At 61.1% G+C, this 24,417-nt stretch carries 21 protein-coding genes and 2 pseudogenes; 10 read left to right on the top strand and 13 right to left on the bottom strand.

Features of this window, described 5'->3' with window-relative positions; translation table 11 throughout:
* Positions 1-27 precede the first annotated feature (27 nt).
* The gene (locus JFV30_RS01125; protein WP_201121569.1) at positions 28-927 is read right to left on the bottom strand and encodes a LysR substrate-binding domain-containing protein; all 900 of its coding nucleotides are present in this window, start codon (positions 925-927) and stop codon (positions 28-30) included.
* 109 nt (positions 928-1,036) lie between these two features.
* Between JFV30_RS01125 and JFV30_RS01120 the strand changes: the two genes are divergently transcribed.
* The 8 genes and pseudogenes from JFV30_RS01120 (at position 1,037) to rpoS (ending at position 8,156) form a co-directional block, all read left to right on the top strand.
* A complete protein-coding gene (locus JFV30_RS01120; RefSeq protein ID WP_010176741.1) occupies positions 1,037-2,149 on the top strand; it encodes an S-(hydroxymethyl)glutathione dehydrogenase/class III alcohol dehydrogenase in 1,113 nt (370 codons plus the stop codon).
* 8 nt (positions 2,150-2,157) lie between these two features.
* Complete coding sequence (gene fghA / locus JFV30_RS01115; RefSeq protein WP_201121568.1) at positions 2,158-3,003, top strand: S-formylglutathione hydrolase; 846 nt, start codon at positions 2,158-2,160, stop codon at positions 3,001-3,003.
* Between the two features lie 54 nt (positions 3,004-3,057).
* Positions 3,058-3,531 (top strand): 2-C-methyl-D-erythritol 2,4-cyclodiphosphate synthase, encoded by a 474-nt coding sequence (gene ispF, locus JFV30_RS01110; protein ID WP_010176739.1) that lies wholly within the window; start codon positions 3,058-3,060, stop codon positions 3,529-3,531.
* Positions 3,528-4,585 (top strand): annotated as a pseudogene (gene truD, locus JFV30_RS01105) (tRNA pseudouridine(13) synthase TruD). Before ispF ends, truD begins: the two are co-directional and overlap by 4 nt.
* Positions 4,573-5,322, top strand: coding sequence for a 5'/3'-nucleotidase SurE (surE, locus tag JFV30_RS01100; RefSeq protein ID WP_201121567.1), 750 nt, complete (start codon positions 4,573-4,575; stop codon positions 5,320-5,322). The pseudogene truD and the gene surE overlap by 13 nt, the downstream one beginning before the upstream one ends.
* Positions 5,323-5,363: 41 nt before the next feature.
* A complete protein-coding gene (locus JFV30_RS01095) occupies positions 5,364-5,999 on the top strand; it encodes a protein-L-isoaspartate(D-aspartate) O-methyltransferase (protein ID WP_010176736.1) in 636 nt (211 codons plus the stop codon).
* A gap of 210 nt (positions 6,000-6,209) precedes the next feature.
* On the top strand, positions 6,210-7,046 hold the full coding sequence (locus JFV30_RS01090; RefSeq protein WP_201121566.1) for a peptidoglycan DD-metalloendopeptidase family protein: 837 nt from the start codon (positions 6,210-6,212) through the stop codon (positions 7,044-7,046).
* A gap of 105 nt (positions 7,047-7,151) precedes the next feature.
* Positions 7,152-8,156, top strand: coding sequence for an RNA polymerase sigma factor RpoS (gene rpoS, locus JFV30_RS01085; protein ID WP_010176734.1), 1,005 nt, complete (start codon positions 7,152-7,154; stop codon positions 8,154-8,156).
* Positions 8,157-8,365: 209 nt separating this feature from the next.
* Here rpoS and JFV30_RS01080 read toward each other — a convergent pair whose 3' ends face one another.
* Positions 8,366-8,575, bottom strand: coding sequence for a cold-shock protein (locus tag JFV30_RS01080; protein WP_002554837.1), 210 nt, complete (start codon positions 8,573-8,575; stop codon positions 8,366-8,368).
* Between the two features lie 378 nt (positions 8,576-8,953).
* On the opposite strand from JFV30_RS01080, the gene dcd reads away from it, so the two are divergent.
* Both dcd and JFV30_RS01070 read left to right on the top strand, forming a co-directional pair.
* Positions 8,954-9,520, top strand: coding sequence for a dCTP deaminase (gene dcd, locus JFV30_RS01075; RefSeq protein ID WP_003219273.1), 567 nt, complete (start codon positions 8,954-8,956; stop codon positions 9,518-9,520).
* A gap of 107 nt (positions 9,521-9,627) precedes the next feature.
* A complete protein-coding gene (locus tag JFV30_RS01070) occupies positions 9,628-9,831 on the top strand; it encodes a hypothetical protein (RefSeq protein ID WP_003219272.1) in 204 nt (67 codons plus the stop codon).
* 31 nt (positions 9,832-9,862) lie between these two features.
* Here JFV30_RS01070 and pdeM read toward each other — a convergent pair whose 3' ends face one another.
* From pdeM to JFV30_RS01015, 11 genes and pseudogenes are all read right to left on the bottom strand, one after another.
* The gene (gene pdeM / locus JFV30_RS01065) at positions 9,863-10,519 is read right to left on the bottom strand and encodes a ligase-associated DNA damage response endonuclease PdeM (RefSeq protein WP_201121565.1); all 657 of its coding nucleotides are present in this window, start codon (positions 10,517-10,519) and stop codon (positions 9,863-9,865) included.
* Positions 10,519-12,996: a ligase-associated DNA damage response DEXH box helicase gene (locus JFV30_RS01060; protein WP_201121564.1), complete on the bottom strand. Its 2,478-nt coding sequence runs from the start codon at positions 12,994-12,996 to the stop codon at positions 10,519-10,521. Before JFV30_RS01060 ends, pdeM begins: the two co-directional genes overlap by 1 nt.
* A gap of 887 nt (positions 12,997-13,883) precedes the next feature.
* On the bottom strand, positions 13,884-14,648 hold the full coding sequence (locus JFV30_RS01055; RefSeq protein ID WP_003209529.1) for an ABC transporter ATP-binding protein: 765 nt from the start codon (positions 14,646-14,648) through the stop codon (positions 13,884-13,886).
* A 13-nt stretch (positions 14,649-14,661) separates the two neighbouring features.
* Positions 14,662-15,780: a succinylglutamate desuccinylase/aspartoacylase family protein gene (locus tag JFV30_RS01050; protein ID WP_201121563.1), complete on the bottom strand. Its 1,119-nt coding sequence runs from the start codon at positions 15,778-15,780 to the stop codon at positions 14,662-14,664.
* Between the two features lie 9 nt (positions 15,781-15,789).
* Entirely contained in the window at positions 15,790-16,500 is a 711-nt protein-coding gene (locus tag JFV30_RS01045; RefSeq protein ID WP_201121562.1) for an ABC transporter permease, read from the bottom strand.
* Positions 16,497-17,225, bottom strand: a complete 729-nt coding sequence (locus JFV30_RS01040) for an ABC transporter permease (RefSeq protein WP_010176728.1) — start codon at positions 17,223-17,225, stop codon at positions 16,497-16,499. The genes JFV30_RS01045 and JFV30_RS01040 overlap by 4 nt, the downstream gene beginning before the upstream one ends.
* A 57-nt stretch (positions 17,226-17,282) precedes the next feature.
* Positions 17,283-18,062 carry a transporter substrate-binding domain-containing protein gene (locus JFV30_RS01035; RefSeq protein ID WP_010176727.1) on the bottom strand — a complete coding sequence of 260 codons (780 nt, stop codon included), beginning with the start codon at positions 18,060-18,062 and terminating at the stop codon, positions 17,283-17,285.
* 300 nt (positions 18,063-18,362) lie between these two features.
* Positions 18,363-19,996: pseudogene (locus JFV30_RS01030) on the bottom strand (ATP-dependent DNA ligase).
* The gene (locus JFV30_RS01025) at positions 19,993-20,997 is read right to left on the bottom strand and encodes a ligase-associated DNA damage response exonuclease (RefSeq protein WP_201121561.1); all 1,005 of its coding nucleotides are present in this window, start codon (positions 20,995-20,997) and stop codon (positions 19,993-19,995) included. Before JFV30_RS01025 ends, JFV30_RS01030 begins: the two are co-directional and overlap by 4 nt.
* Positions 20,998-21,143: 146 nt before the next feature.
* On the bottom strand, positions 21,144-23,585 hold the full coding sequence (locus JFV30_RS01020; protein WP_201121560.1) for a penicillin acylase family protein: 2,442 nt from the start codon (positions 23,583-23,585) through the stop codon (positions 21,144-21,146).
* 130 nt (positions 23,586-23,715) lie between these two features.
* On the bottom strand, positions 23,716-24,360 hold the full coding sequence (locus JFV30_RS01015) for a glutathione binding-like protein (RefSeq protein WP_201121559.1): 645 nt from the start codon (positions 24,358-24,360) through the stop codon (positions 23,716-23,718).
* Positions 24,361-24,417 lie beyond the last annotated feature (57 nt).

The following is a 24,417-nucleotide window of genomic DNA, read 5'->3' as shown; positions in this document are numbered from 1 at the left end:
GGCAAGCGAGGGATGGCCAGGCGTTATTTATATGGCGGTGTAGACCGCATTCTGGGCCAGCCCCTCTTTGAGGAAGTCCACCAGCTTGCGTACCTTTGGCGAGAGGTGGCGTTGTTGCGGGTAGAGCGCCCAAACCGCAGTATTCGGCGGCTGCTGAGCCTCAAGCAATGACACCAGGGCACCACTTTTGAGATGTTCCAGCACGTAGTAGTCGGGCAACTGACACAGCCCGACGCCCTGGAGTGCGGCGTCCAGCACGGCCTGCCCACTGTTGCAGCGCCAATTGCCCTGTACGCGTTGGGAAAATTCCCGCCCGTCCTGCTCCAGTTGCCAGATATCGGAACTGCCGATCAGGCAGTTGTGCCGGCTCAATTCCGACAAGCTGTGTGGGCGGCCATACCGTTCAAGGTAGGAAGGCGATGCACACAGGTACATGCGCCGTGGCGCCAGGCGACTGGCGACCATGCGAGAGTCGGAAAGGCGCCCCAGGCGAATGGCCAGGTCCAGGCCCTCATGCACCAGATCCAACTGGCGGTTACTCAGTTCCACGTCCACCCGCAACTGCGGATACAACCCCATGAAGCGGGTCACCAGCGGCACGATAAACCGTTCGCCATACGCCACCGCGCAGGTCATGCGCAGCATGCCCTTGGGCTCGCTGGCCAGGTCGCCCACCGCGCGCAGCGCCTCTTCGCGCCCATCCTGCAGGCGCTGGCAGTGTTGCAAAAAGGTCTGGCCGGCCTCCGTCAGTGTCACCCGCCGGGTGCTGCGGTACAGCAACCGCGTTTGCAGGCGCTCTTCCAGCCGCGCCACCTGACGGCTGATATGCGAGGACGAGACCCCGAGCCGCTCCGCCGCCGCCGTGAACTGGCAGCATTCAGCCACGGCGACAAATTCGTCGATGCCTTCCCAGCGGTTTTCCAGCATGGTGATTATCCCTGTACAGCAATAATGTTTTGCTTTCGCCTGGATTATTAATCAATCAGTCATGTTTTACACTGCCGGTCTTACGTTTTTAATCCCATGGAGAAACCGGATGATCAAGTCCCGCGCGGCCGTAGCCTTCGAAGCCAAGAAGCCCCTTGAGATCGTTGAAGTGGATGTCGCCATGCCCAAGGCTGGCGAAGTGCTGCTGCGGGTGGTGGCCTCCGGTGTGTGCCATACCGACGCCTACACCCTGTCGGGCGCAGACCCGGAAGGCATCTTCCCGTCGATCCTCGGCCACGAAGGCGGTGCGGTGGTGGAAGCTATCGGCGAAGGCGTGACCTCGGTGGCGGTGGGCGACCACGTGATCCCGCTGTACACCCCGGAATGCGGCAAGTGCAAATTCTGCCTGTCGGGCAAGACCAACCTCTGCCAGGCCATTCGCGCCACCCAGGGCAAAGGCCTGATGCCAGACGGCACTTCGCGCTTTTCCTACAAGGGCCAGCCGATTTTCCACTACATGGGCACCTCGACTTTCTCCGAATACACCGTGCTGCCGGAAATCTCCGTGGCCAAGATTCCCAAAGAAGCACCCCTGGAAAAAGTCTGCCTGCTGGGTTGCGGCGTCACCACCGGCATTGGTGCGGTGATCAACACCGCCAAGGTCAAGCCGGGCGACACCGTGGCCATCTTCGGCCTGGGCGGCATCGGCCTGTCGGCGGTGATCGGCGCGGTAAAAGCCAAGGCCGGCCGCATCATTGCCATCGACATCAACCCGGCCAAGTTTGAAATCGCCAAGCAATTGGGCGCTACCGACTGCATCAACCCGAAAGACTACGATCGCCCGATCCAGGACGTGATCGTCGACCTGACCGACGGCGGCGTGGACTTTTCCTTCGAGTGCATCGGCAACGTCCAGCTGATGCGTGCGGCCCTGGAGTGCTGCCACAAGGGTTGGGGCGAGTCGGTGATCATCGGCGTGGCCGGTGCCGGCCAGGAAATCGCCACCCGTCCGTTTCAGTTGGTGACCGGTCGTGTCTGGCGCGGTTCGGCGTTTGGTGGCGTGCGCGGCCGCAGCGAACTGCCAAGCTACGTGGAAATGGCCCAGACAGGCGAAATCCCGCTGGATACCTTCATCACCCACACCATGGGCCTGGAAGATATCAACAAGGCGTTTGACCTGATGCATGAAGGCAAGAGCATTCGTACCGTCATTCACTTCTGAGGTCGGCCATGAGTCTGGAAAACCTGTCATGCCAGAAAAGCTTCGGCGGCTGGCATAAACGCTACAAGCATCATTCCGATGTGCTCGGTTGCGACATGACCTTCGCCGTGTACCTGCCGCCGCAAGCGGAGCAGGGCGGAAAACTGCCGGTGCTGTACTGGCTGTCGGGGCTGACCTGCACCGATGAGAACTTCATGCAGAAGGCCGGCGCCCAGCGCATGGCGGCCGAACTGGGGTTGATCATCGTGGCGCCGGACACCAGCCCGCGCGGGCCTGGTGTGCCGGGTGACCCGGACAACGCGTGGGACTTTGGCCTCGGCGCCGGCTTCTACCTGAACGCCACCCAGGAACCCTGGGTCCAGCACTATCGGATGCATGACTACGTGGTGCAGGAATTGCCGGCTTTGGTCGAGGCGCATTTCCCGGCCTCGGCCAAACGCGGGATCAGCGGCCACTCCATGGGCGGTCACGGCGCGCTGGTATGTGCCTTGCGCAACCCGGGGCGTTATCAGTCGGTGTCGGCGTTCTCGCCGATCAACAACCCGATGGATTGCCCGTGGGGCCAGAAGGCTTTCTCTCGCTACCTCGGCGAAGAGCGCTCGAAGTGGCGTGAATGGGATGCCTGCGTGTTGATCAGCGAGGCCTCGGAAAAGCTGCCACTGCTGGTGGACCAGGGCGATCGCGACGATTTCCTCGCCGTGCAGCTCAAGCCGCAAGCCTTGCAGCAAGCGGCCAAGGCGGCCAACCATCCGCTGGAGTTGCGCCTGCAACCGGGTTATGACCACAGCTACTTCTTTATCGCCAGCTTTATCGAAGACCATTTACGCCATCACGCACGCGCTTTGCTCGGTTAATGTGAAGCAAAAGTAGGTAGAATCACGCCCTGAATTAAATCGGGGCGTTTTTTTATGCGTATTGGCCACGGCTATGATGTGCACCGTTTCGCCGAAGGCGATTTCATCACCCTGGGCGGCGTGCGGATCGCACACCACCATGGGTTGCTGGCTCATTCCGACGGCGACGTGGTGCTGCATGCCTTGAGCGATGCCTTGCTCGGCGCGGCTGCGTTGGGCGACATCGGCAAGCATTTTCCGGACACCGACCCGACGTTCAAGGGCGCGGACAGCCGCGTGCTGCTGCGTCATGTGGTCGGTTTGATCCACGCCAAGGGCTGGAAAGTCGGCAACGTCGACAACACCATCGTTGCCCAGGCGCCGAAAATGGCCCCGCATATCGAATCGATGCGCGCGCTGATTGCCGCGGATCTCCAAGTTGAGTTGGATCAAGTGAACGTAAAAGCCACCACCACCGAAAAGCTCGGGTTTACCGGTCGCGAAGAGGGCATTGCCGTGCACTCCGTTGCCTTGTTGCTGCGCGCATGAATGATCTGCAACTGCTGGGCCCGCGGGCCTATGGCGAGGCCTTGGGCAGCGCTGTTCTGAAGGCCACCGCCGAAGACTTCCAGGTGGATGAAGTGCTGGACATCCCGCTGAGCGGCGAAGGTGAACACCTGTGGTTGTGGGTGGAAAAGCGCGGCCTGAATACCGAGGAAGCGGCGCGGCGGATTGCCAAGGCGGCGGGCGTGCCATTGCGCACCGTCAGCTACGCCGGGCTGAAGGATCGCCAGGCGCTGACCCGCCAGTGGTTCAGCGTGCAGTTGCCGGGCAAGGCGGATCCGGACCTGAGCGGGGCGGAAAACGAGACCCTGAAGATCCTCAAGACCGGCCGCCACAAGCGCAAGCTGCAGCGCGGTGCCCATTCGGCCAACGGCTTCACCTTGCGCCTGACCCAGTTTGCCGGCGATGCCGCGGCCATCGACGCACGCCTGCAACTGATCGCCAGGCAAGGCATCCCCAACTATTTCGGCGCCCAGCGTTTCGGTCATAACGGCGGCAACGTCGTTGATGCCCGCGACTGGGCCGCGCGCAAGGCCTTGCCGGAGCAGCGCAATGTGCGTTCGCGCCTGCTCTCGACGGCGCGCAGCTTTCTATTCAACAAAGTGTTGGCGGCCCGGGTGGCCGACGGTTCCTGGCAGCGCGCCCAGGTTGGCGACTTGCTGGCGTTTACCGACAGCCGCAGCTTTTTCCCGGCGGGGAGGCGGAATGCAGCGACCCGCGCCTGGCCATTCTCGACCTGCATCCCACCGGCCCCCAATGGGGTGAAGGGGATTCGCCGGCGTCGGGGGCAACCTTTGCGTTGGAGCAGGCGATCGCCGATGGTGAAGCCGACCTGCGGGATTGGCTGGTGAATGCCGGCATGACCCAGGAACGTCGCATTCTTCGACTGCCCATTGGCGGGTTGACGTGGCATTATCCCGAGTCTGACATTCTGCAATTGGAATTCGTCCTGCCGGCTGGATGCTTCGCTACTGTATTGGTGCGCGAGCTTGTAGATCTGGTGCCGGTGGGGCAGACGGACAGCCCATGCGTATTCTGATATCTAACGACGACGGGGTCACCGCACCCGGCCTTGCCGCGCTTCATGCTGCGCTGGCGGATTACGCCGAGTGCGTGGTGGTTGCCCCGGACCAGGACAAAAGCGGCGCCAGCAGCTCGCTGACGCTCGACCGTCCTTTGCACGTACAGACGTTGCCCAACGGCTTTATCAGCGTGAACGGCACGCCGACGGATTGCGTGCACCTGGCAATCAACAGCCTGCTGGACCGCGAACCGGACCTGGTGGTTTCCGGGATCAACCTGGGGGCCAACCTGGGGGATGACGTGCTGTATTCCGGCACCGTGGCAGCTGCCCTTGAAGGGCGCTTCCTTGGGCGGACCTCGTTCGCCTTTTCGTTTGCCTCCCGTCAATTGGACAACCTGGCGACCGCGGCGTATTTCGCCCGCAAGCTGGTGGAAGCCCATGACTCCCTGGTGTTGCCGCCGCGTACGGTGCTCAACGTCAATATCCCCAATCTGCCCCTCGACCACATTCGCGGCATCCAGCTGACTCGCCTGGGCCACCGCTCCCGCGCGGCAGCGCCGATGAAGGTGGTCGACCCGCGTGGCAAGGAAGGTTATTGGATCGCCGCCGCCGGCGATGCCGAGGACGGTGGCGAGGGCACGGACTTTCATGCGGTGATGCAAGGTTATGTCTCGATTACCCCGTTGCAACTCGATCGCACCTTCAGTGATGCCTTCAGTAACCTCGATGGCTGGCTGGAGGGGCTGCGCTGATGGCTCGTGAACAAGACGACCTGCTGCGCCGGGGCATCGGGATGACTTCCCAGCGCACCCGTGAGCGTTTGATCCAGCGCCTCTACGAAGAGGGGCTGTCCAACGCCCAGGTGCTGGAAGTCATCCGGCGTACCCCGCGGCATCTGTTTGTCGATGAAGCCCTGGCTCACCGCGCCTATGAAGACACGGCGCTGCCGATCGGCCACAACCAGACCATCTCCCAGCCTTATATGGTGGCGCGGATGAGTGAGTTGCTGCTGGCGGCGGGCCCGCTGGACAAGGTGCTGGAAATCGGCACCGGCTCCGGCTACCAGACGGCTGTGTTGTCGCAACTGGTGGAGCGGGTGTTTTCCGTCGAACGCATCAAGGTGCTGCAGGACCGGGCCAAGGAACGCCTGGTGGAGTTGAACCTGCGCAACGTGGTGTTCCGCTGGGGCGATGGCTGGGAAGGCTGGCCGGCACTGGCGCCGTATAACGGCATCATCGTCACCGCCGTGGCGACCGACGTGCCCCAGGCCTTGCTCGATCAACTGGCCCCCGGCGGGCGCCTGGTGATCCCGGTGGGCTCCGGCGAAGTGCAACAATTAATGTTGATCATTCGCGAGGAAGAAGGCTTTTCCCGGCACGTGCTCGGTGCCGTGCGCTTCGTCCCGCTGCTTAACGGTCCGCTGGCCTGATCAATTATTCCTGCGTACTGAATTCTATTGCCGGGTATGTGTCTTACAGCGGGGTCTATAGAGTCAACCTGATTAGCCGTTGCAATTAAACACGATGAAAATTTCTTTAGAATCGTGTTTCCAGTAAAAACCCAACGGCCAGTTATACTTGCGTCATATTTCAAGCCTGATACAGGCGTTCATAGTCAGCCACCACAAAGGGAGCGGCGGGTGAGTCTCACGGTCATTGCACAGCGTATGAGTCAAACAAGCTTTCAGCGACTGGTGATTGGCCTTGTCTTGAGTTCCTTGCTGGCGGCTTGCTCAAGCACGCCATCCGGTGGTGCCCGAGTGGTCGACCGCAATAATGCGGCACCGCAAAAACCTACCGTGACCACCGGGCAATACGTCGTACGCAAGGGCGATACGATGTTCTCGATTGCCTTCCGTTATGGGTGGGATTACAAGGCGCTCGCAGCTCGTAACAATATTCCTGTGCCGTATACGATACATCCGGGCCAGACCATCCGTTTCGACGGGCGAACCGGTTCAGCACCGACCGCCGTGGTCACAAATACGGCTTCGTCGCCGTCTTCTTCGAGCAAGACGACGATCATCACCCGGCCTGCAGGCACCGCTGCGCCTGGCGTTGCGAGCAAACCGGCACCTGCGCCACTGCCGCCTGCGGGGCCGGCACCGACCGGTTGGGGATGGCCTTCAAACGGCATCCTTATTGGAAAATTCTCTTCAAACGGTAGTTTGAATAAAGGCATTGATATCGCCGGAGATTTGGGACAGCCTGTTTTAGCTGCGTCTGATGGGACAGTGGTGTACGCCGGGAGTGGTTTACGGGGCTACGGCGAGCTGGTCATCATCAAACACAGCGATACCTACGTCAGTGCCTACGGTCATAACCGCAGGCTGTTGGTTCGGGAGGGGCAGCAGGTCAAAGTCGGACAGACAATTGCCGAAATGGGGTCAACTGGTACAGACCGGGTGAAACTGCACTTTGAGATTCGCCGCCAAGGGAAGCCTGTTGATCCGCTGCAATTCCTACCCCGTCGTTGATGTGTTGCCAGCCTGTTCCCTCACGTAGAAGGAACAGGCTCCAGCGTTGCCAAGGATAAAGGCGTCGCTTGAGCTTGAGGTCGAACTCACCAAAGGACTATAACAATGGCTCTCAGTAAAGAAGCGCCGGAGTTTGACATCGACGATGAGGTTCTCCTTATGGAGACTGTCATCGATACGGAATCGATGTCGAATGAGGGACCTGCTGTACCTTCAGTTCGCACCAAGTCCAAAAACTCCTCCGCGTTAAAGCAACACAAATACATTGATTACACACGGGCGCTCGATGCGACCCAGCTGTACCTCAATGAAATCGGCTTTTCCCCTCTGCTCACCCCCGAAGAAGAAGTCCATTTTGCGCGCTTGTCGCAAAAGGGCGATCCGGCTGGGCGCAAGCGCATGATTGAAAGCAACCTGCGGCTGGTGGTGAAAATCGCCCGACGCTACGTCAATCGTGGGCTGTCCCTGTTGGACTTGATCGAGGAAGGCAATCTCGGCCTGATCCGGGCGGTGGAGAAGTTCGATCCTGAGCGGGGTTTCCGCTTTTCAACCTATGCCACCTGGTGGATTCGTCAAACCATCGAACGGGCGATCATGAATCAGACCCGAACGATCCGGCTGCCGATCCATGTGGTCAAGGAGCTCAACGTCTACCTGCGGGCGGCGCGTGAGCTGACACAAAAACTCGATCATGAACCCTCGCCTGAAGAAATCGCCAACCTGCTGGAAAAACCGGTGGGAGAGGTCAAGCGTATGCTCGGTCTCAATGAGCGGGTGTCTTCAGTCGATGTCTCGCTGGGTCCGGATTCGGATAAAACCCTGCTGGACACCCTGACCGATGATCGTCCTACGGACCCTTGTGAGTTGCTGCAGGACGACGATCTGTCGCAAAGCATCGACCAGTGGCTTTCGGAGCTGACGGACAAACAGCGTGAGGTGGTGATTCGCCGCTTCGGGCTGCGCGGCCACGAAAGCAGCACCCTTGAAGATGTTGGCCTGGAGATTGGCCTGACCCGCGAGCGGGTGCGGCAGATCCAGGTAGAGGGCCTCAAGCGCTTGCGCGAGATCCTGGAGAAGAATGGCCTGTCGAGTGAGTCGTTGTTCCAGTAAACGACGCAAGACGGAATGTGGGAGCGGGCTTGCTCGCGAATGCGCAGTGTCAGTCGACAGATGTACTGACTGATCCGGCGCATTCGCGAGCAAGCCCGCTCCCACATTTTTTTGTGCGTAGCGATCATTCCCATGCGGTGCGTGGAAACGAGCAGGCACAAAAAAGCCCCGCTTTTGAGGGCGGGGCTTTTCGACTAAATCAGTACAAGTTAGATAACTTGAACTTCTTCAGCTTGCATGCCTTTCTGACCGCGGGTAGCGATGAAAGAAACCTGTTGGCCTTCTTTCAGGCTTTTGAAGCCGTCGGATTGGATAGCTTTGAAGTGAACGAACAGGTCGTCACCGGATTGTGGAGTGATGAAGCCGAAGCCTTTTTCATCGTTGAACCACTTAACGGTACCAGTTTGGCGATTAGACATGGTGTATCTCCTTGGACAAAGTTAACTGCGACTCAGGAAAAGCCCTGGCCGAGACTGAGTGCAAAGAGCAGGAAAAATTCTTGGAGATGGTTGGATCGAAATTCAACATATCGTGTAGAGATTCTCAGTGACACAAGCAGCACAGTGGCGCCACCTTAACCCTTTTTCCGGAACGTGCCAATGGTATTTCCGAAGGTTTCTCTATTTTCGTGACTGGCGGCAGCCTGATACCGCACCAACGCCCCGCAATTGAAGGTGCGCCCCGCCCAGCAGGGGCTGCGCGGCACCAAGAAAAACAGTCGCCCCTTTGAACCACGGGGCCAGCCCCGGTAAGATGCCCAACAGAATTTTTTCACCTCGCTATTCAGGACACCCGCCATGAGCATCAAATCGGACAAGTGGATTCGCCGCATGGCGCAAGAGCACGGCATGATCGAGCCCTTCGTGGAGCGCCAGATGCGCGGTGAAGGCGCTGAGCGGCTGATCTCGTTCGGGGTTTCCAGCTACGGCTACGATGTGCGCTGCGCCGATGAGTTCAAGGTGTTCACCAACATCAACTCGGCGACCGTCGATCCGAAAAACTTCGACGAAAAAAGCTTCGTCGATGTTAAAAGCGACGTTTGCATCATTCCGCCAAACTCCTTTGCCCTGGCGCGCACCGTCGAGTTCTTCCGCATCCCGCGCAACGTCCTGACCATCTGCCTGGGCAAAAGCACCTACGCGCGCTGCGGCATCATCGTCAACGTGACGCCGCTGGAGCCGGAATGGGAAGGGCACGTGACCCTGGAATTCTCCAACACCACCACCTTGCCGGCAAAAATCTACGCCAACGAAGGCGTGGCACAGATGCTGTTCTTCGAATCCGACGAAGAGTGCGAAGTGTCCTATAAAGACCGTGGCGGCAAGTATCAGGGCCAGCGCGGCGTCACTCTCCCACGCACCTGATCGAATCGTCTTACAGGCTAAGGGAATTTGTCAGCGGGCAGGCACTCTATTGGGTGTACTGCCCCGACGCGTGCACAACGCGCCGGGCCACGCTTGAGGAGTCCCTTATGAAGCTCGATCCGCGAATCAGCGCCGAACTCGCCCGGCTTGAACCCAATCAGATTGGTGTCATGGCCTGGTCCCTGATGGCCGATCCCGCCGCTGGCGGCATTCCCGGCCAGCCCGGCCCCGATGATCCCTGGCCCAACCAGCCTGAAGAACCCGGTGAGCCCACCCTCCCTGACGAACCGCCTCCCGCCCCAGTGGCCTGATTTCCTGCAGCCGTGCCCGATGGTCAGTGGCTCAACGCACTGGCCATACTTCATGGTCGCCGACCACAAAGACCTGGCTGCCTTCTTCCAGGGTGACTGAATAACCCCCGGTAAATGCGCCGAACGCCGGCAAAAGGCTGACCCGGGTTCCGAGCCGGAAGCACGGCAGGCGCAAGCTTTGCCGACCCTTGCCCCGCAGGCGATACACCGGGTGTACGTGCCCGGCCAGTACGTGGTGGCTGGCATGAGCGTCCGGTTCGTGCTGCAACGCAAACGGCCCCATCAGCAGGGGTTCGGTTACCACCTCAATGTTCAGATCGCCAGGCGGGTCGCCAGCACGCTTGTCGTGGTTACCCCGAATCAGCTTCAGCGCCAGAGCTGAATGACGCTCCCGCCAGGCTCTCAGGGCGTTCAGGGTGCCGCTGGCGTGAGAGCCGGGCCCGTGGAGAAAGTCGCCGAGAAAGACTACCTGCTCGCACGGATAGGCTGCCAACAGCCGGTCCAGGCGTTGCAGATTGTCCGTCGTCGTGCCCTGCGGCACCGGCTGGCCCAGGCTGCGATAGGCCGACGCCTTGCCAAAGTGCGCATCGGCGATCAGCAGGCACTTTCTCGCGGGCCAATAGACTGCCTTGTCCGCCAGCAACCACAGCGCTTCGCCTGCCAGATGTAGCGGGTAATGAGCGGGCATCAGTGCTTCCCGTTATCGGCGACTTTTTCCAGGTCCTTGACCATCCGTGCAATACGCTCCGAGAGTTTTTCCGAGCTGAGGCTTTCCCGAAAACGCTCCACCAGCAGTGGAAAGGCCAGTGGCGTAGGCCGTTTGATTGGATGCAGGTCCAGTTTCAACCCCGACAAGTGGCGCAACGTCTCTTCCAGCCGACGAATATCCAGCTCTTCGCGCAGGACTTCTTCCCCGGCTTGGGTCAGCAACAGGTTCTGCGGATCGTATTGCTTGAACACTTCAAAGAACAAACCGCTGGACGCCTGGACCTGGCGGGTACTTTTCGGTGCCCCGGGATAGCCGGCAAATACCAGCCCGGCGATGCGCGCGATCTCGCGAAAGCGTCGCAGCGCCAGTTCACCGGCATTCAGGCTGGCTGCCACGTCATCCAGCAGATGATCCGCACTCAGCAATTCCCCGCTCAATATCGCAGGCCAATCCACCTCGGTCGCGCTCAGCAACTCCAGCCCATAGTCATTGACCGCAATCGAAAACGTCACCGCCTGTTGCCTGCTGACTCGCCAGGCCAGCAGGCTCGCCAACCCCAGATGCACCTGGCGACCGGCGAACGGATACAGAAACAGGTGCCAGCCTTCCCGGGACTTGAGCGCCTCGGCCAGCAAATGTTCACGGGTCGGCAGGCCCGACCAGCGCAGCTGGGTTTCCAGCAACGGTTGCACCGCCTGCATCTCCGGGCCGAGGAAATGCCCGTGGGCGGCCGCATCAAAGCGCTCGACCACTGCCTGGGCCAGCTCGTTGGAAAGTGGCATGCGCCCGCCGTTCCAGCGCGGTACGGCAGCTTTTTTCGCGGTACTGCGCTTCACATAAGCGGTCATGTTTTCCACCCGCACCAATTCCAGCAAGCGCCCGGCGAACAGGAAGCCATCCCCCGGCTTCAACCGCGCAATAAAACCTTCCTCGACACTGCCCAGGGTCTTGCCACCGCCGCCCTTGCTCCAGAATTTCAACTGGATGCTGGCATCGCTGACGATCGTCCCCACACTCATGCGATGGCGCCGCGCCAGCCGCGCATCGGGGACGCGCCAGATGCCGTGCTCGTCCGGCTCGACCCGACGGTAATCCGGGTAGGCCGTCAGCGACAGCCCGCCATGGCGCACGAAACCCAGGGCCCAGGCCCAATCCTCGTCGCTCAGGTCGCGATAGGCCCAAGCGGTACGCACCTCCGCCAGCAGCTCAGCCGGCACAAAGCCGCCGCCCAGAGCCATGCTCACCAGGTGCTGCACCAGCACATCCAAAGGCTTGTGCGGCGACTGGCGGGCCTCGATACGTCGTTCAGCGATGGCGTCCTGCGCGGCAGCGGCCTCCACCAGCTCCAGGCTGTGGGTTGGCACCAGCGTGACCCGTGACGGCCGGCCTGGCGCATGGCCGGAGCGCCCGGCGCGCTGCATCAGGCGCGCCACGCCCTTGGCCGAGCCAATCTGCAGCACCCGTTCCACCGGCAGAAAATCCACCCCCAGGTCCAGGCTCGACGTACACACCACCGCCTTCAGTTGACCGTCCTTCAAGGCGCGCTCCACCCAGTCCCGGGTTTCACGGGACAGCGAACCATGGTGCAGGGCAATCAACCCGGCCCAGTCGGGACGAGCGTCGAGCAACGCCTGGTACCAGATTTCCGATTGCGCGCGGGTGTTGGTAAACACCAGGCAACTGCTGCTGGCGTCGACCTCGGCCACCACTTGCGGCAGCATCTTCAGGCCGATATGGCCGGCCCAGGGAAATCGCTCGATCACCGGTGGCAACAGCGTATCGACCTGCAACCGCTTGGTGGTTTGCCCCTGCACGTTGATCCCGCCGCCCTGTGGGATCAACACCTCCAGCGCGTGGGCCTGGTTACCCAGGGTTGCGGAAATGCCCCACACAATCAGTTCGGGATGCCATTGCCGCAGGCGGGCAAGGGCGAGTTGTAGTTGCACGCCGCGTTTGTTGCCGATCAGTTCGTGCCATTCGTCCACTACCACCATGCGCAGATGGGACAGGCTGACCTCGCTGTCGGCGCGGGCGAGCATCAGCGTGAGGCTTTCCGGGGTGGTGATCAGGGTGCTGGGCAGGCGGCGGCTTTGTCGGGCGCGTTCGCTGCTGCTGGTGTCGCCGGTGCGCAGGCCGACGGTCCAGGGGATGTTCAGGGGTTGGAGCGGTGCTTCCAGGGCACGGGCGGTGTCGGCAGCCAGGGCGCGCATGGGGGTTATCCACAGGACCGTCAGCGGTTCGGCGGGGGCTTTGCGTTTGCGTGGAGTGGTTTCGGTGATGGCGAGGCGGTTGAGGGCGGCGAACCACAGTGCGTAGGTTTTCCCGGCGCCGGTGCTGGCGTGGAGCAGTCCCGACTGGCCTTCCTTGACTGCGTGCCATACGTCTTTCTGGAAGGCGAACGGTTTCCAGTTTTTGGCGGTGAACCAGTCTTTGGCGAAGTTGCTGGATTTGGCCATGCTTGGGGCTCTGGGGGGTATTTCAGAGACCTTTGTTGGGGGAAAGGTTTAACGAATGTTGGGGGTATATCCGTTGCTGCGGTAACGGCCGCTTATGGTTTCGCTCTTACAGCGAGTCACTTTGCAAAAGCGGCAAAGTAACCAAAACGCTCTGCCCCGCCTGTCGGCACCTCGCTGTGGCTCGGTGTTCCCTCACTCCGGCATTGCTCCGCGGGCCGCCGCGACGGGGCGTCCCTGCCCCGTCGCGGCTAAACCGGCGTCCTGCCGGTTTACCCGCTCCTCAATCCCTGCGTTCGGCCTCGGGCTTATTGGGGCAGTCAGGGCCAGATCAAGATCAAAAGCAAGAGCACAGCGGCCTACCGGCCGGCTTGAGTGGTAGACGCCACAGCAAAAGCCAAAGCGAAAGCAGAGCTGCTTTTCTGTAGGAGCCGGCTTGCCGGCGATGGCATCACCTCGGTGTGTCTGATGTACCGAGTTGTCTGCATCGCCGGCAAGCCAGCTCCTACAGGGGATCGTGCCCGCTTTAGATTTTGATTTTGATTTTGATTTTGCCTTTGCTTCACACCACTCAAGCCGGCCTGTAGGCCGCTGTGCTGTTGATCTGCTTTTGATCTTGATCTTAGGCGCCCCGTTAAACCACGCTGGCCGAACGCAGGTAGTACGGAGCGGGTAAACCGGCAGGACGCCGGTTTAGCCGCGACGGGGCAGGGACGCCCCGTCGCGGCGGCCCGCGTAGTAATGCCGGAGTGCGGGCACACCGAGCCTTAGCGAGGTGCCGAGTGGTGGGGCAAGAGCGTTTTGCTTACTTTTGCGCTGTTCAAAAGTGAGCCGCTGTAAGAGCGGAACCCTAAGCGGCCGTTACCGAAATAACGGATATGCCCCCAACCCTACTTCAAATTCCCACTCAAAAACTGCTGCAACCGCTCGCTCTTCGGATTACCCAGCACATCCTCCGGCGCACCCTGTTCCTCCACCAACCCCTTGTGCAAAAACAGCACCTGGCTCGACACCTTTCGGGCAAAGCTCATCTCATGGGTCACCATGATCATCGTCCGGCCCTCCTCAGCCAAACCCTGGATCACCTTCAACACCTCACCCACCAATTCCGGGTCCAGCGCCGAAGTCGGCTCGTCAAACAGCATCACCTCCGGCTCCATCGCCAGCGCCCGGGCAATCGCTACCCGCTGTTGCTGGCCACCCGACAGAAACGCCGGGTATTGACCCGCCACCCGCGCCGGCAGCCCAACCTTGTCCAGGTAACGACGAGCCCGGTCCTCGGCGTCCTTCTTGCTGCAACCCAGTACCCGGCGCGGAGCCATGGTGATGTTCTCCAGCACACTCATGTGGCTCCACAAGTTGAAATGCTGAAACACCATCGCCAACCGCGTACGCAGGCGCTGCAACTCAGCGTCATCCGCCACGCGCATCCCATGGCGGTCGCTGACCATACGAATCTGCTGGCCATCCAGCGTCATGGCCCCATCGTTCGGCTGTTCAAGAAAGTTGATGCAGCGCAAAAAGGTGCTTTTGCCCGAGCCGCTGGCGCCGATCAAGCTGATCACATCACCGGTCTTGGCCTTGAGCGAGACACCTTTGAGCACCTCATTGTCGCCATAGCTTTTATGCAGGCCTTCAACGGTCAATTTGTACATGGGGCATGCATCCTCAAGGCGAAAGTAGGTAGCCGCTGCGATAGGCTTCAAGGCCTGCGACATGGGCGATGACCATCCCGGCAGTGGCCATGCGCCGCAGCGAACGGGCGTAGAGCAGGCCGGCATTGCGGCAATGCACCGGCGTTACGCGGTCAGAAATGGGGTCGATGATTTCGGCGATCAGTTGCCCGGCCTCCACGTATTCCCCAGGCAGGGCGCTGAACACCAGCAAGCCGCCCATGGGCGTGGTCACCGGCTCGACGCCCGCCAGCGGTGTGGCGGGGTAGGGCAGTTCCGGCAGCGGTGCAGGCTCGCCGCTGATCGCGCCGAAGTGAATCAGGTAATCGATGATCGCCTGGCAGTCGAGGCTGGCCAGGCCGTGGTTGACGTCGCCCTGGCCGCGCAACTCGACGGTCACCGAAAAACTGCCCATCGGGATCGGGAAGCGCTCGCCAAACCGCTGCTGCAATTGCCACCACACCAGGGTGAAACACTCATCGAACGACTGCCCGCCGGAGTCGGTGGCCAACAGGCTGGCTTCCGACCCGATATAGCGCGCCAACGGCTCCACCCGGGGCCAGGCCTCGGGGGTGGTGTACAGGTGCGCCACGGCTTCGAAGTCGCAGTGCAGGTCCAGCACCATGTCGGCATCACACGCCAGGCGTTGCAGTGCCAGGCGCTGGGATTCCAGTTGCGTGACCGGTGTTTGTGCCGCAAGGGCCAGGGTCAGGGCATCGCGGATCAGCTCGACATTGTGCTGCGGATCATCCCCCAGCAGCTCTTCGACCTGATTACCCACGTCCTCGCTCAGGTCGACAAACAGGCGATTGAAGTTCTGCCCGCTTTCCAGCTCATAGCGGCCCAGGGGGATGTCCATCAACACCTGTTCCAGGCCGGTCGGGTTGGCGATGGGTACCAGCACGATCTCGCTGCGCAGGCGGCCGGCGGCGGCCAGTTGTGTCAGGCGCGCCTTCAAGTGCCAGGCCACCAGCATGCCCGGCAATTCGTCGGCATGCAGCGACGACTGGATGTAGATCTTGCCTTCAGCCTGTTCCGGCCCGAAGTGAAAACTGTGGATTTGTCGCGCCGTGCCCGGCACCGGCGCCACAAGTGGATGAATCTGATGACGCATGAAGGCTCCTTAGTGGCTGGGCCCGAGAAAGGCCAGCCAGCGGCGCTCCGCCAGACGAAACAGACCGACCAGGGCAAAGGTCACGGTCAGGTAGATCAGCGCAGCGATACCGAATGATTGAAACGTCATGTAGGTGGCCGAGTTGGCGTCCCGGGCGACTTTCAGGATATCCGGGATCGTCGCGGTGAAGGCCACCGTCGTCGAGTGCAGCATCAGGATGACTTCATTACTGTAGTACGGCAGCGAGCGACGCAGGGCCGACGGCATGATCACGTAGGCGTACAACTTCCAGCCGCTCAGGCCGTAGGCTTTAGCCGCTTCGACTTCACCATGGGCCATGCTGCGGATCGTCCCGGCGAAAATCTCCGTGGTGTAGGCGCAGGTGTTGAGGGCGAAGGCGAGAATCGTGCAGTTCATCGCATCACGAAAGAACGCGTCCAGCACCGGCTGCGCGCGAACCGCCGCGATGCTGTAGATCCCGGTGTAGCAAATCAGCAACTGGATATACAGCGGCGTGCCGCGAAACAGGTAGGTGTAGAACTGCACCGGCCAGCGTACCCAGCGATTGCGCGACACCCGGGCAATGGACAGCGGGATCGATACCAAGAAGCCGATGAAGATCGAGGCGCTGAGCAGCCACATCGTCATGGCCAGCCCGGTAATGTGCTGGCCGTCGCTATAAAGGAAGGGGCGCCAGTATTGTTGAATCAGTTCGATCATCGCACTGCCTCCCGGGAGCCTGCGGAGTAGCGCCGTTCGAGGCGGCGCAGGACGAAGTTGGACGCGCTGGTGATCAACAGGTAGATAAACGCGGCGATCACCAGGAAATAGAACAGTTGATAAGTACTCTTGCCGGCATCCTGCGCGGCCTTGACCAGGTCGGCCAGGCCGATGATCGACACCAGTGCCGTGGCCTTGAGCATCACCATCCAGTTATTGCCGATGCCCGGCAGGGCGAAACGCATCATCTGCGGGAAGGTCACGAAGCGAAACCGCTGGCCGCGCGTGAGCCCGTAGGCCGTGGCAGCCTCCAATTGGCCACGGGGCACGGCGAGGATCGCGCCGCGAAAGGTCTCGGTGAAATACGCACCGTAGATAAAGCCCAGGGTGATGACCCCGGCGCTGAATGGGTCGATCTCGATGTAGTCCCATTCCATAAAGTCGGTAAAGCCGGTCAGCCAGATTTGCAGGCTGTAGAAAATCAGCAGCATCAGCACCAGGTCGGGCACGCCGCGAATCAAGGTGGTGTAGATCTGCGCGGGAATCCGCAGGAACGGCAGGCTGGACAGTTTGGCGGTAGCCCCGAGCAAGCCCAGCAACACGCTGACGGCCAGGGAAAACACCGACAACTTGATGGTCATCCAGGTGCCTTGCAGCAACAGCGGGCCGAAACCCTTCAAGCTAAAGGCACTGAGCCCCAGGGTTTGCAAAAGATCTTCGAACATAAATCAGGACCTATGGCGATAAAAAAGCGCCCCTCCAGAGGAAGGGCGCCCCAGGCATTATTTGCCGCTGTACAGGTTCAGATCGCCAAAGTGTTTCTTCTGGATGGTGGCGTAGGTGCCATCATCGTGTAACGCTTTGATACCTTTATCCAACAAGGCCTTGAGGTCTTTGTTACCTTTTTTGATACCGACCGCAGTTTTGGAGGGCAGCAGTGGGTCGTCGATGGCCTTGCTGACTTCGTAGTCAGCACCGGCTGGCGACTTCAAAAAGCCCAGTTCGGCTTGCAGCATGTCCTGTACGGAAGCGTCCAGACGGCCGGACGTCAGGTCGGCATACACCTGGTCCTGGTTGGCGTAGGCCTTGGTGGTCACACCGGCCTTGTCCAGTACGGCCTTGGCGTAGGCTTCCTGGATGGTGCCTTGCTCGTAGCCCACGCTTTTGCCCTTCAGGGACTCAGGCGTGGAGTAGTTCGCGCCCTTTTTGAACACCAGGGATGTAGGGCCGGAGAACAGCTCGTTGGAGAAGTCGATCGCCTTTTCACGGGCTGTGGTGACCGTCATGGACGAAATCACGCCATCAAACTTGTTGGCATTGAGGCCTGGAATCATGCCGTCGAAATCACTTTCGACCCATTTGCACTTGACCTTCAGCTCGGCACAGATGGCATTGCCCAGGTCGATATCGAAGCCCACCAGGCTGCCGTCAGCGGCTTTTGACTCAAACGGGGCGTAGGACGGATCGACACCAAAACGCAATTCCTTGTATTCCTTGGCCAGCGCGGAACCGGCGGCCATGCACAGAGCCAGTGCAGAAAGGGTCAGCAATGCTTTTTTCATTATGTAATCCCTGGAAACCAAGATAAGCGCTTGTGGCGCGGTTAGGACTGTTACTGAACGGTGTCAGACCTGACTCAAGTAGCAATTTCTGCACCATAGTTCCGAATGGTCGTTTTAAAAGGTGAGATTAAGAAGTTGTGTCGGTAGGAAATGCCCGAAAATGGGCATGAAAAATTGAATGCACCAATGTGAGGCGGCGCAGTTACCTGTAGGAGCCGGCTTGCCGGCGATTGTTTCCTGAATGAGGCAGTGATCTTGCGGACGCCATCGCTGGCAAGCCAGCTCCTACAAGGGCTTGGGTCAGGCCAGCAGATTTTGCAGCGTGGCCAGGTTGTCTGCCTCATCCACGGATTTATCCTGCCGCCACCGCAACATCCTCGGAAAACGCACCGCAATCCCGCTCTTGTGCCGCTTGGACAGCGCAATCCCCTCGAAGCCCAGCTCGAACACCAGACTCGGCGTCACACTGCTCACCGGGCCGAACTTCTCCACCGTGGTCTTGCGGATAATTGCATCGACCTTGCGCATTTCTTCGTCAGTCAGCCCGGAATAGGCCTTGGCGAACGGCACCAGCGTACGTTCGCTGCCGGGCGGGCCGTCCCACACGGCGAAGGTGTAGTCGCTGTACAGGCTGGCGCGCCGGCCATGGCCGCGCTGGGCATAGATCAACACCGCGTCGACGCTGAACGGGTCGACTTTCCACTTCCACCACACGCCCATGTCCTTGGTGCGGCCCACGCCATAGAGTCCCTCCCGCGCCTTGAGCATCATGCCTTCCACCCCCAGGCTGCGGGACGCCTCACGCTGCTGCGCCAATGCCTGCCAGCTGTCGCCGGTCAGCAATGGCGAAGCCTGCAACGTCGGCTGATCGCAATCGCTGATTACCCGCTCCAGTTGCGCCCGGCGTTCGGCCTGGGTGTGGTTGCGCCAGTCGTCGCCGTGGTGTTCCAGCAGGTCATAGGCCAGCACTGCGACCGGTGCGTCTTCGAGGATTTTCTTGCTCAGGGTTTTGCGGCCGATGCGCTGTTGCAGCAGGGCGAAGGGTTGTACCGAGCCTTTCCACACCACGATTTCGCCGTCGATCACCGTGCCGTCGGGCAGGCTGTGCACCAGGTCATGCAGCTCCGGGAAGCGGTCGGTGACCAGTTCTTCGCCCCGGGACCAGACCCACAAGCGGCCTTCGCGCTTGACCAGTTGTGCGCGGATGCCGTCCCACTTCCATTCCACTTGCCAGTCTGCGGGGGCGCCGAGCAAGGCATCGAACTGCTCCGCAGGTTGGGCCAAAGCATGGGCGAGAAAAAACGGATAAGGCTGTCCGCCACGTTGTGCGTGTTCGTCGGACGATTCAGCGGCAATCAGCTTCAGATAGCCTTCGGCGGTCGGGCGATTGGACAGGTCGGTGTAGCCCACCAGGCGCTGGGCCACGCGCTTGCTGTCCAGCCCGGCCATGGCGGCGAGGGCGCGGGTGACCAGCAACTTCGACACGCCGACCCGAAAACTGCCGGTGATCAGCTTGATGCACAGCATCAGGCTCGGTTGATCCAGTTGTGCCCACAACGCGGGCAGGCGTTCGGCCAATTCTTCGGGCGGCAGGCCACGCAGGGGCAGGAGTTTTTCTTCCAGCCACACCGCCAGGCCGTCATCAGAGGTGTGGGGCGATTCCGGTAACAGCAGGGAAATGGTTTCCGCCAGATCGCCTACCGACTGATAACTCTCTTCGAACAACCACGGCTCAATGCCAGCGGCTTCGGTGGCCATGTCTCGCAGCAAACGGGTGGGCACCAGTTGCCGTGGCCGCCCGCCGGATAAAAGTACACCGCCCACGCGGCATCTTCCGCTGGCGCCTGTAGGAAATAGGCCTGCAAGGCGGCGAGCTTGGCATTGCTGGAGGTGGTGGCGTCGAGGTTGGCGTACAGCTCGGCGAAGGCTTTCATGACGCGGCTTCCTCTTCGTCATCGCCGTATTCGGTGGTGAAGCCCTGGGCATCCAGGCCTTTTTCCCGCAGGTGCCGGACCAACACACCTACAGATCCGTGGGTGACCATCACTCGTTCTGCGCCGGTTTGCTCAATGGCCCACAACAGCCCGGGCCAATCGGCATGGTCCGAGAGCACAAAGCCGCGATCCACCCCGCGTCGCCGCCGGGTGCCGCGCAGGCGCATCCAGCCGCTGGCGAAGGCGTCGCTGTAGTCGCCGAAACGGCGCATCCAGGTACTGCCACCGGCCGAGGGCGGGGCGATGATCAGGGCTTGGCGCAGCAGGGGATCAGTCTTTTTGAAATCACCGGCGTAGAGGGTTTCGGGGATGTAGATGCCGGCTTCACGGTACACCCGGTTCAGCGGCTCGACCGCGCCATGGCTGAGGATCGGGCCGATGCTGGCGTCGATGCCGTGGAGGATTCGCTGAGCCTTGCCGAAGGAATAACAGAACAACACGCTGGCTTTGCCGGCGGCGATATTCGCCTGCCACCAGTCGTTGATCCCGGCAAAAATCTGCGCCTGGGGCTGCCAGCGATAGATCGGCAGGCCAAAGGTCGACTCGGTGATAAACGTATGGCAGCGCACCGGTTCGAACGGTGCGCAGGTGCCGTCGGGCTCGACTTTATAGTCACCGGAGGCGACCCAGACTTCGCCCTGGTATTCCAGGCGCACCTGGGCTGAACCGAGCACGTGGCCGGCGGGGTGAAAACTCAAGGTGACGCCGTGATGGCGCAGGGTTTCGCCGTAGGCCAGGGTTTGCAGGTTGATGTCCTGGCCCAGGCGCGAACGCAGGATCCCTTCGCCGGGGGCGGCGGCCAGGTAATGTTGGTTGCCGGTGCGGGCGTGATCGCCGTGGGCGTGGGTGATCACCGAGCGCTCCACCGGGCGCCAGGGGTCGATGTAGAAATCCCCGGCGGGGCAGTAGAGGCCTTCGGGCCGGGCTATAACAAGGTCCATGGGCGTGCCGTGGAGATGGGCTTGTTAATTATGAGGCGGGGATGAGCGGAGAAGTTCTATCGGAATGCATGCAATCAAATGTGGGAGCGGGCTCACCACAGCAAGCCCGCTCCCACATTTTGATTCGGTTGAGTCAGGGGGCCGGGTTATTTGCCGGGTACCAACGTCAACCGCGTCTTCCCATACACCCCGTCAAAGTTCTGCGGCTGCATCGGGAAGCTCAGGTATTGCGCCTTCAGCCACGGGTCGATGCCATTGGCGTAGTTCGGGCTGGCCGGGTTGCCGGATTGGCCGATGCCGCTCTGGCCCATCATCGGTTCCGCCAGGCCGAAGTCCACAATCATCCGCAGCGCCGGCACCTGGGTCGTGTCGAAGCTCTGGCCCCAGCTGTACGGCGCGCTGTTCAGCGTGTTGTGATCGCCGCCCGCTGCCAGTGGCCCGCGAATGGTCTGGCCGCTGGTGTTCTTCCAGGTGTAGCTGTGCAGTTTGCCCCACTGCCAGGCCTTGTGATCGGCGCCCAAAGCGCTGTCGCCCGCGGTGATCGAGGCGGCCAGGCTGCGGGCCAGGATTGCCGGCTTGTCGGTTTTCTGTCCGGTGCGTGCGTCATTCCAGAACGGGCTGTCTTCGCGCCCCAGCAGGTGGTCGGCCACGGCCGAGTACGACAGGTTGGCGTTGCCGATAAAGGCTTTCCAGGTGGCGCTGTTTTCCGGGCCGAGTTCGTCGAGGAAAATCTGCTTGGCGCTTTCCTGCAGGAACAGTTCATAAATCGCCGCGTCGGCGGAGGTAGCTGCCAGGCGGCCATCAAAGGCCATCAGGCGGCCCAGTGCTTCCCGCGCCTTGGCCTGGTCTGTTGCCGGCAATCCATCGATCGCCTGTTTCAGCGGCTGGGCCATGCCCGGCGCCTGGAACATGCCCTTGAGCTTGGCGGCAAAGGTGGTGGTCTGGTCGTACTGCATGGCGATCATGCTGCGGTTGTCGTGCTTGCCGCTGCTGGCCAGTTGCGCGATACGTTCGGCGCGTTCCGGCGCCGCCCACGAGTTGGACAATTGCATGCCGTAGCCGCGGGGAATCGTGCGCTGGTTGGCGGTGCCGATCCAGCCCTGGGTCGGGTCCTGATCGTAAGGGTGCAGCATCGCGTCGGCGTAGCCGTCCCAATCGAAACGCCCGTCCCAGCCCGGCGACGGCACCAGGCCTTCGCCTTCACGGCGGTTCGGGAAGCGCCCGGTGACTTGCCAGCCGATGCTGCTGGCGTCGGCGAAGACCATGTTCAAGGCAATCGCGCGGATTTCCCGGGTGGCGTCAGACGCTTTACCGGCGGTTTGTGCACGGGACAGGTCGAAGAACGCGTCCAGGCTCTTGTCGTCTTTAAAGTCGGCGGTCTGCAAGGCCAGGCCGTAGCCGCTGTTCAGCGACTGGGCACTGTTGAGCAGCGGCCCGTGGCGGGTTTCGTACACCGCTTCGCGAATCGGCCGCTGGCCCTTGGCGAAGTAGGTTTCGTTACGCACGATGGCCGGCAACCATTTGCCGTTGTTCTCGTAGTACAGCGCGTTGCCCTGGCGTTTGACCTTCTCCAGGAACACATCCTGGGTGTCGCCCGAGACCTGGCTCATGCTCCAGGCCACCTTGCCGTTGAAGCCGGAAAGCAGGGTTGGCAAACCGGCGATCGACACACCGGCGGCCTGGTATTTCGGCGAGCGGATTTGCACGTAGTTCCACAGCGACGGCGCCTGCATCGAGGTCGACAGGTCATTGGCCAGCAGGCTCTTGTTGCTGCGGCTGCGCTGCGGGCCGATCGCCCAGTTGCTGGAACTGGACGTGCCCAGGGTGTTCAAGGTGCCGAGGTGTTCGCTGAGGCTGGTCAGCGCGGCGAGGCCCGGGATCTGGCCCAGGTTGATGCCCTTGAGCTTGTCGGACTCGGCCACCGGCAACGGTTCATCCGGGTAGCTTGGGGTCAGCCAGGCGAGTTTGTCGGCGCCGACTTTTTGCGCCAGCACCAACGACGACAACTCTTCCTGCAAGTTGGTCGACTCGCTGAAATTCAGCAGGCAGAACAGCAGCGCGGAGTCTTCCGGCTTCCAGTATTCGGGCTTGTAGCCGCTCTGGGCCAGGTCTGGCGGCAGCTTGTCGCGGTAGCGGAACAGGTAGGCGTTGACCCCGCGCGCATACACTTCAAAGAAGCGCTTGAGGCGTGGCGACGAAGCGTTATACAGCTCGCCGGCGCTCTTGCGCAGGTTGACCGCCCGCATGAAACGGTCGACATCCAGCACGTCCGGCCCCGACATTTCTGCCAGACGGCCCTGGGCCAGCAGGCGCAGGGTGACCATTTGCGTGATGCGGTCGCTGGCGTGCACATAGCCCAGGGTGAACAGCGCGTCATGGAACGTGCTGCTTTCAATCAGCGGGATGCCCTGGCTGTTGCGGCGCACGGAAACGTTCTGCGCGAGGCCCTTGATGGGCTGCACGCCGGAAACCGGAGGCAGGGTGTCTTGGGTGCTTTGTAACTGGCAACCGGCCAGGCCCAAGGCACTGGCAATTGCCGCGGCAACGCCGAACCGGGGAAGAAAATGTGAGAGGGCTGGCGAGGCCATGGCAAAGCTCCTGCGGGGGGTAGCGTCAGTAAAGGCGCTACGTTAGTGAGCGCGGCGAAACGACGCAAGCGGGAGGCGATGCTTATTTTCAGGCAGCCTTCCCACACAAGGTGCAGGAAGGCTGTGTCACTCAGGATTTCGGCGGATTGACCTTCTGCACCAGCTCATAAGCACGCACCGTCGCGGGGCGTTGCTTGATGTGGTTGAACCAGCGCTCTACGTGTGGGAAGTCTTCCAGCTTCTGGCTCTGCCACTTGTGGGAAACGATCCACGGGTAGATCGCCATGTCGGCAATGCTGTATTCCTCGCCGGCCACAAACTGGCGGTCGGCCAGGCGCCGGTCGAGCACGCCATACAGGCGGGCGGTCTCATCCACATAACGTTTGATCGCGTAGGGGATTTTTTCCGGGGCGAACTGGCTGAAGTGATGATTCTGCCCGGCCATCGGGCCCAGTCCACCCATTTGCCAGAACAGCCATTGCAGCGCTTCCTGACGACCGCGCAGGTCCTGGGGAATGAACTGGCCGGTTTTTTCCGCGAGGTACAGCAGGATCGCACCGGATTCGAACAGGGAAATCGGCGCGCCACCGTCGCTCGGGTTCTGATCGACGATCGCCGGAATGCGGTTGTTGGGGGCGATTTTCAGGAAGTCGGGCTTGAACTGCTCGCCCTGGCCGATGTTGATCGGGTGCACCTCGTAAGGCAGACCGGCTTCTTCCAGGAACAACGACACTTTGTGACCGTTGGGGGTGGTCCAGTAATACAGGTCGATCATGAAGCTCTCCAAGGGTGGTGACGCTTGAGCGAATGCCTGTAGGTATAGGTAATGTTA

The organism is Pseudomonas sp. TH32 (genome assembly GCF_016650855.1).
Taxonomy (GTDB): domain Bacteria; phylum Pseudomonadota; class Gammaproteobacteria; order Pseudomonadales; family Pseudomonadaceae; genus Aquipseudomonas.
Note: the sequence above shows the minus strand (reverse complement) of the source record. Positions and strands in the feature narration are given on the sequence as shown.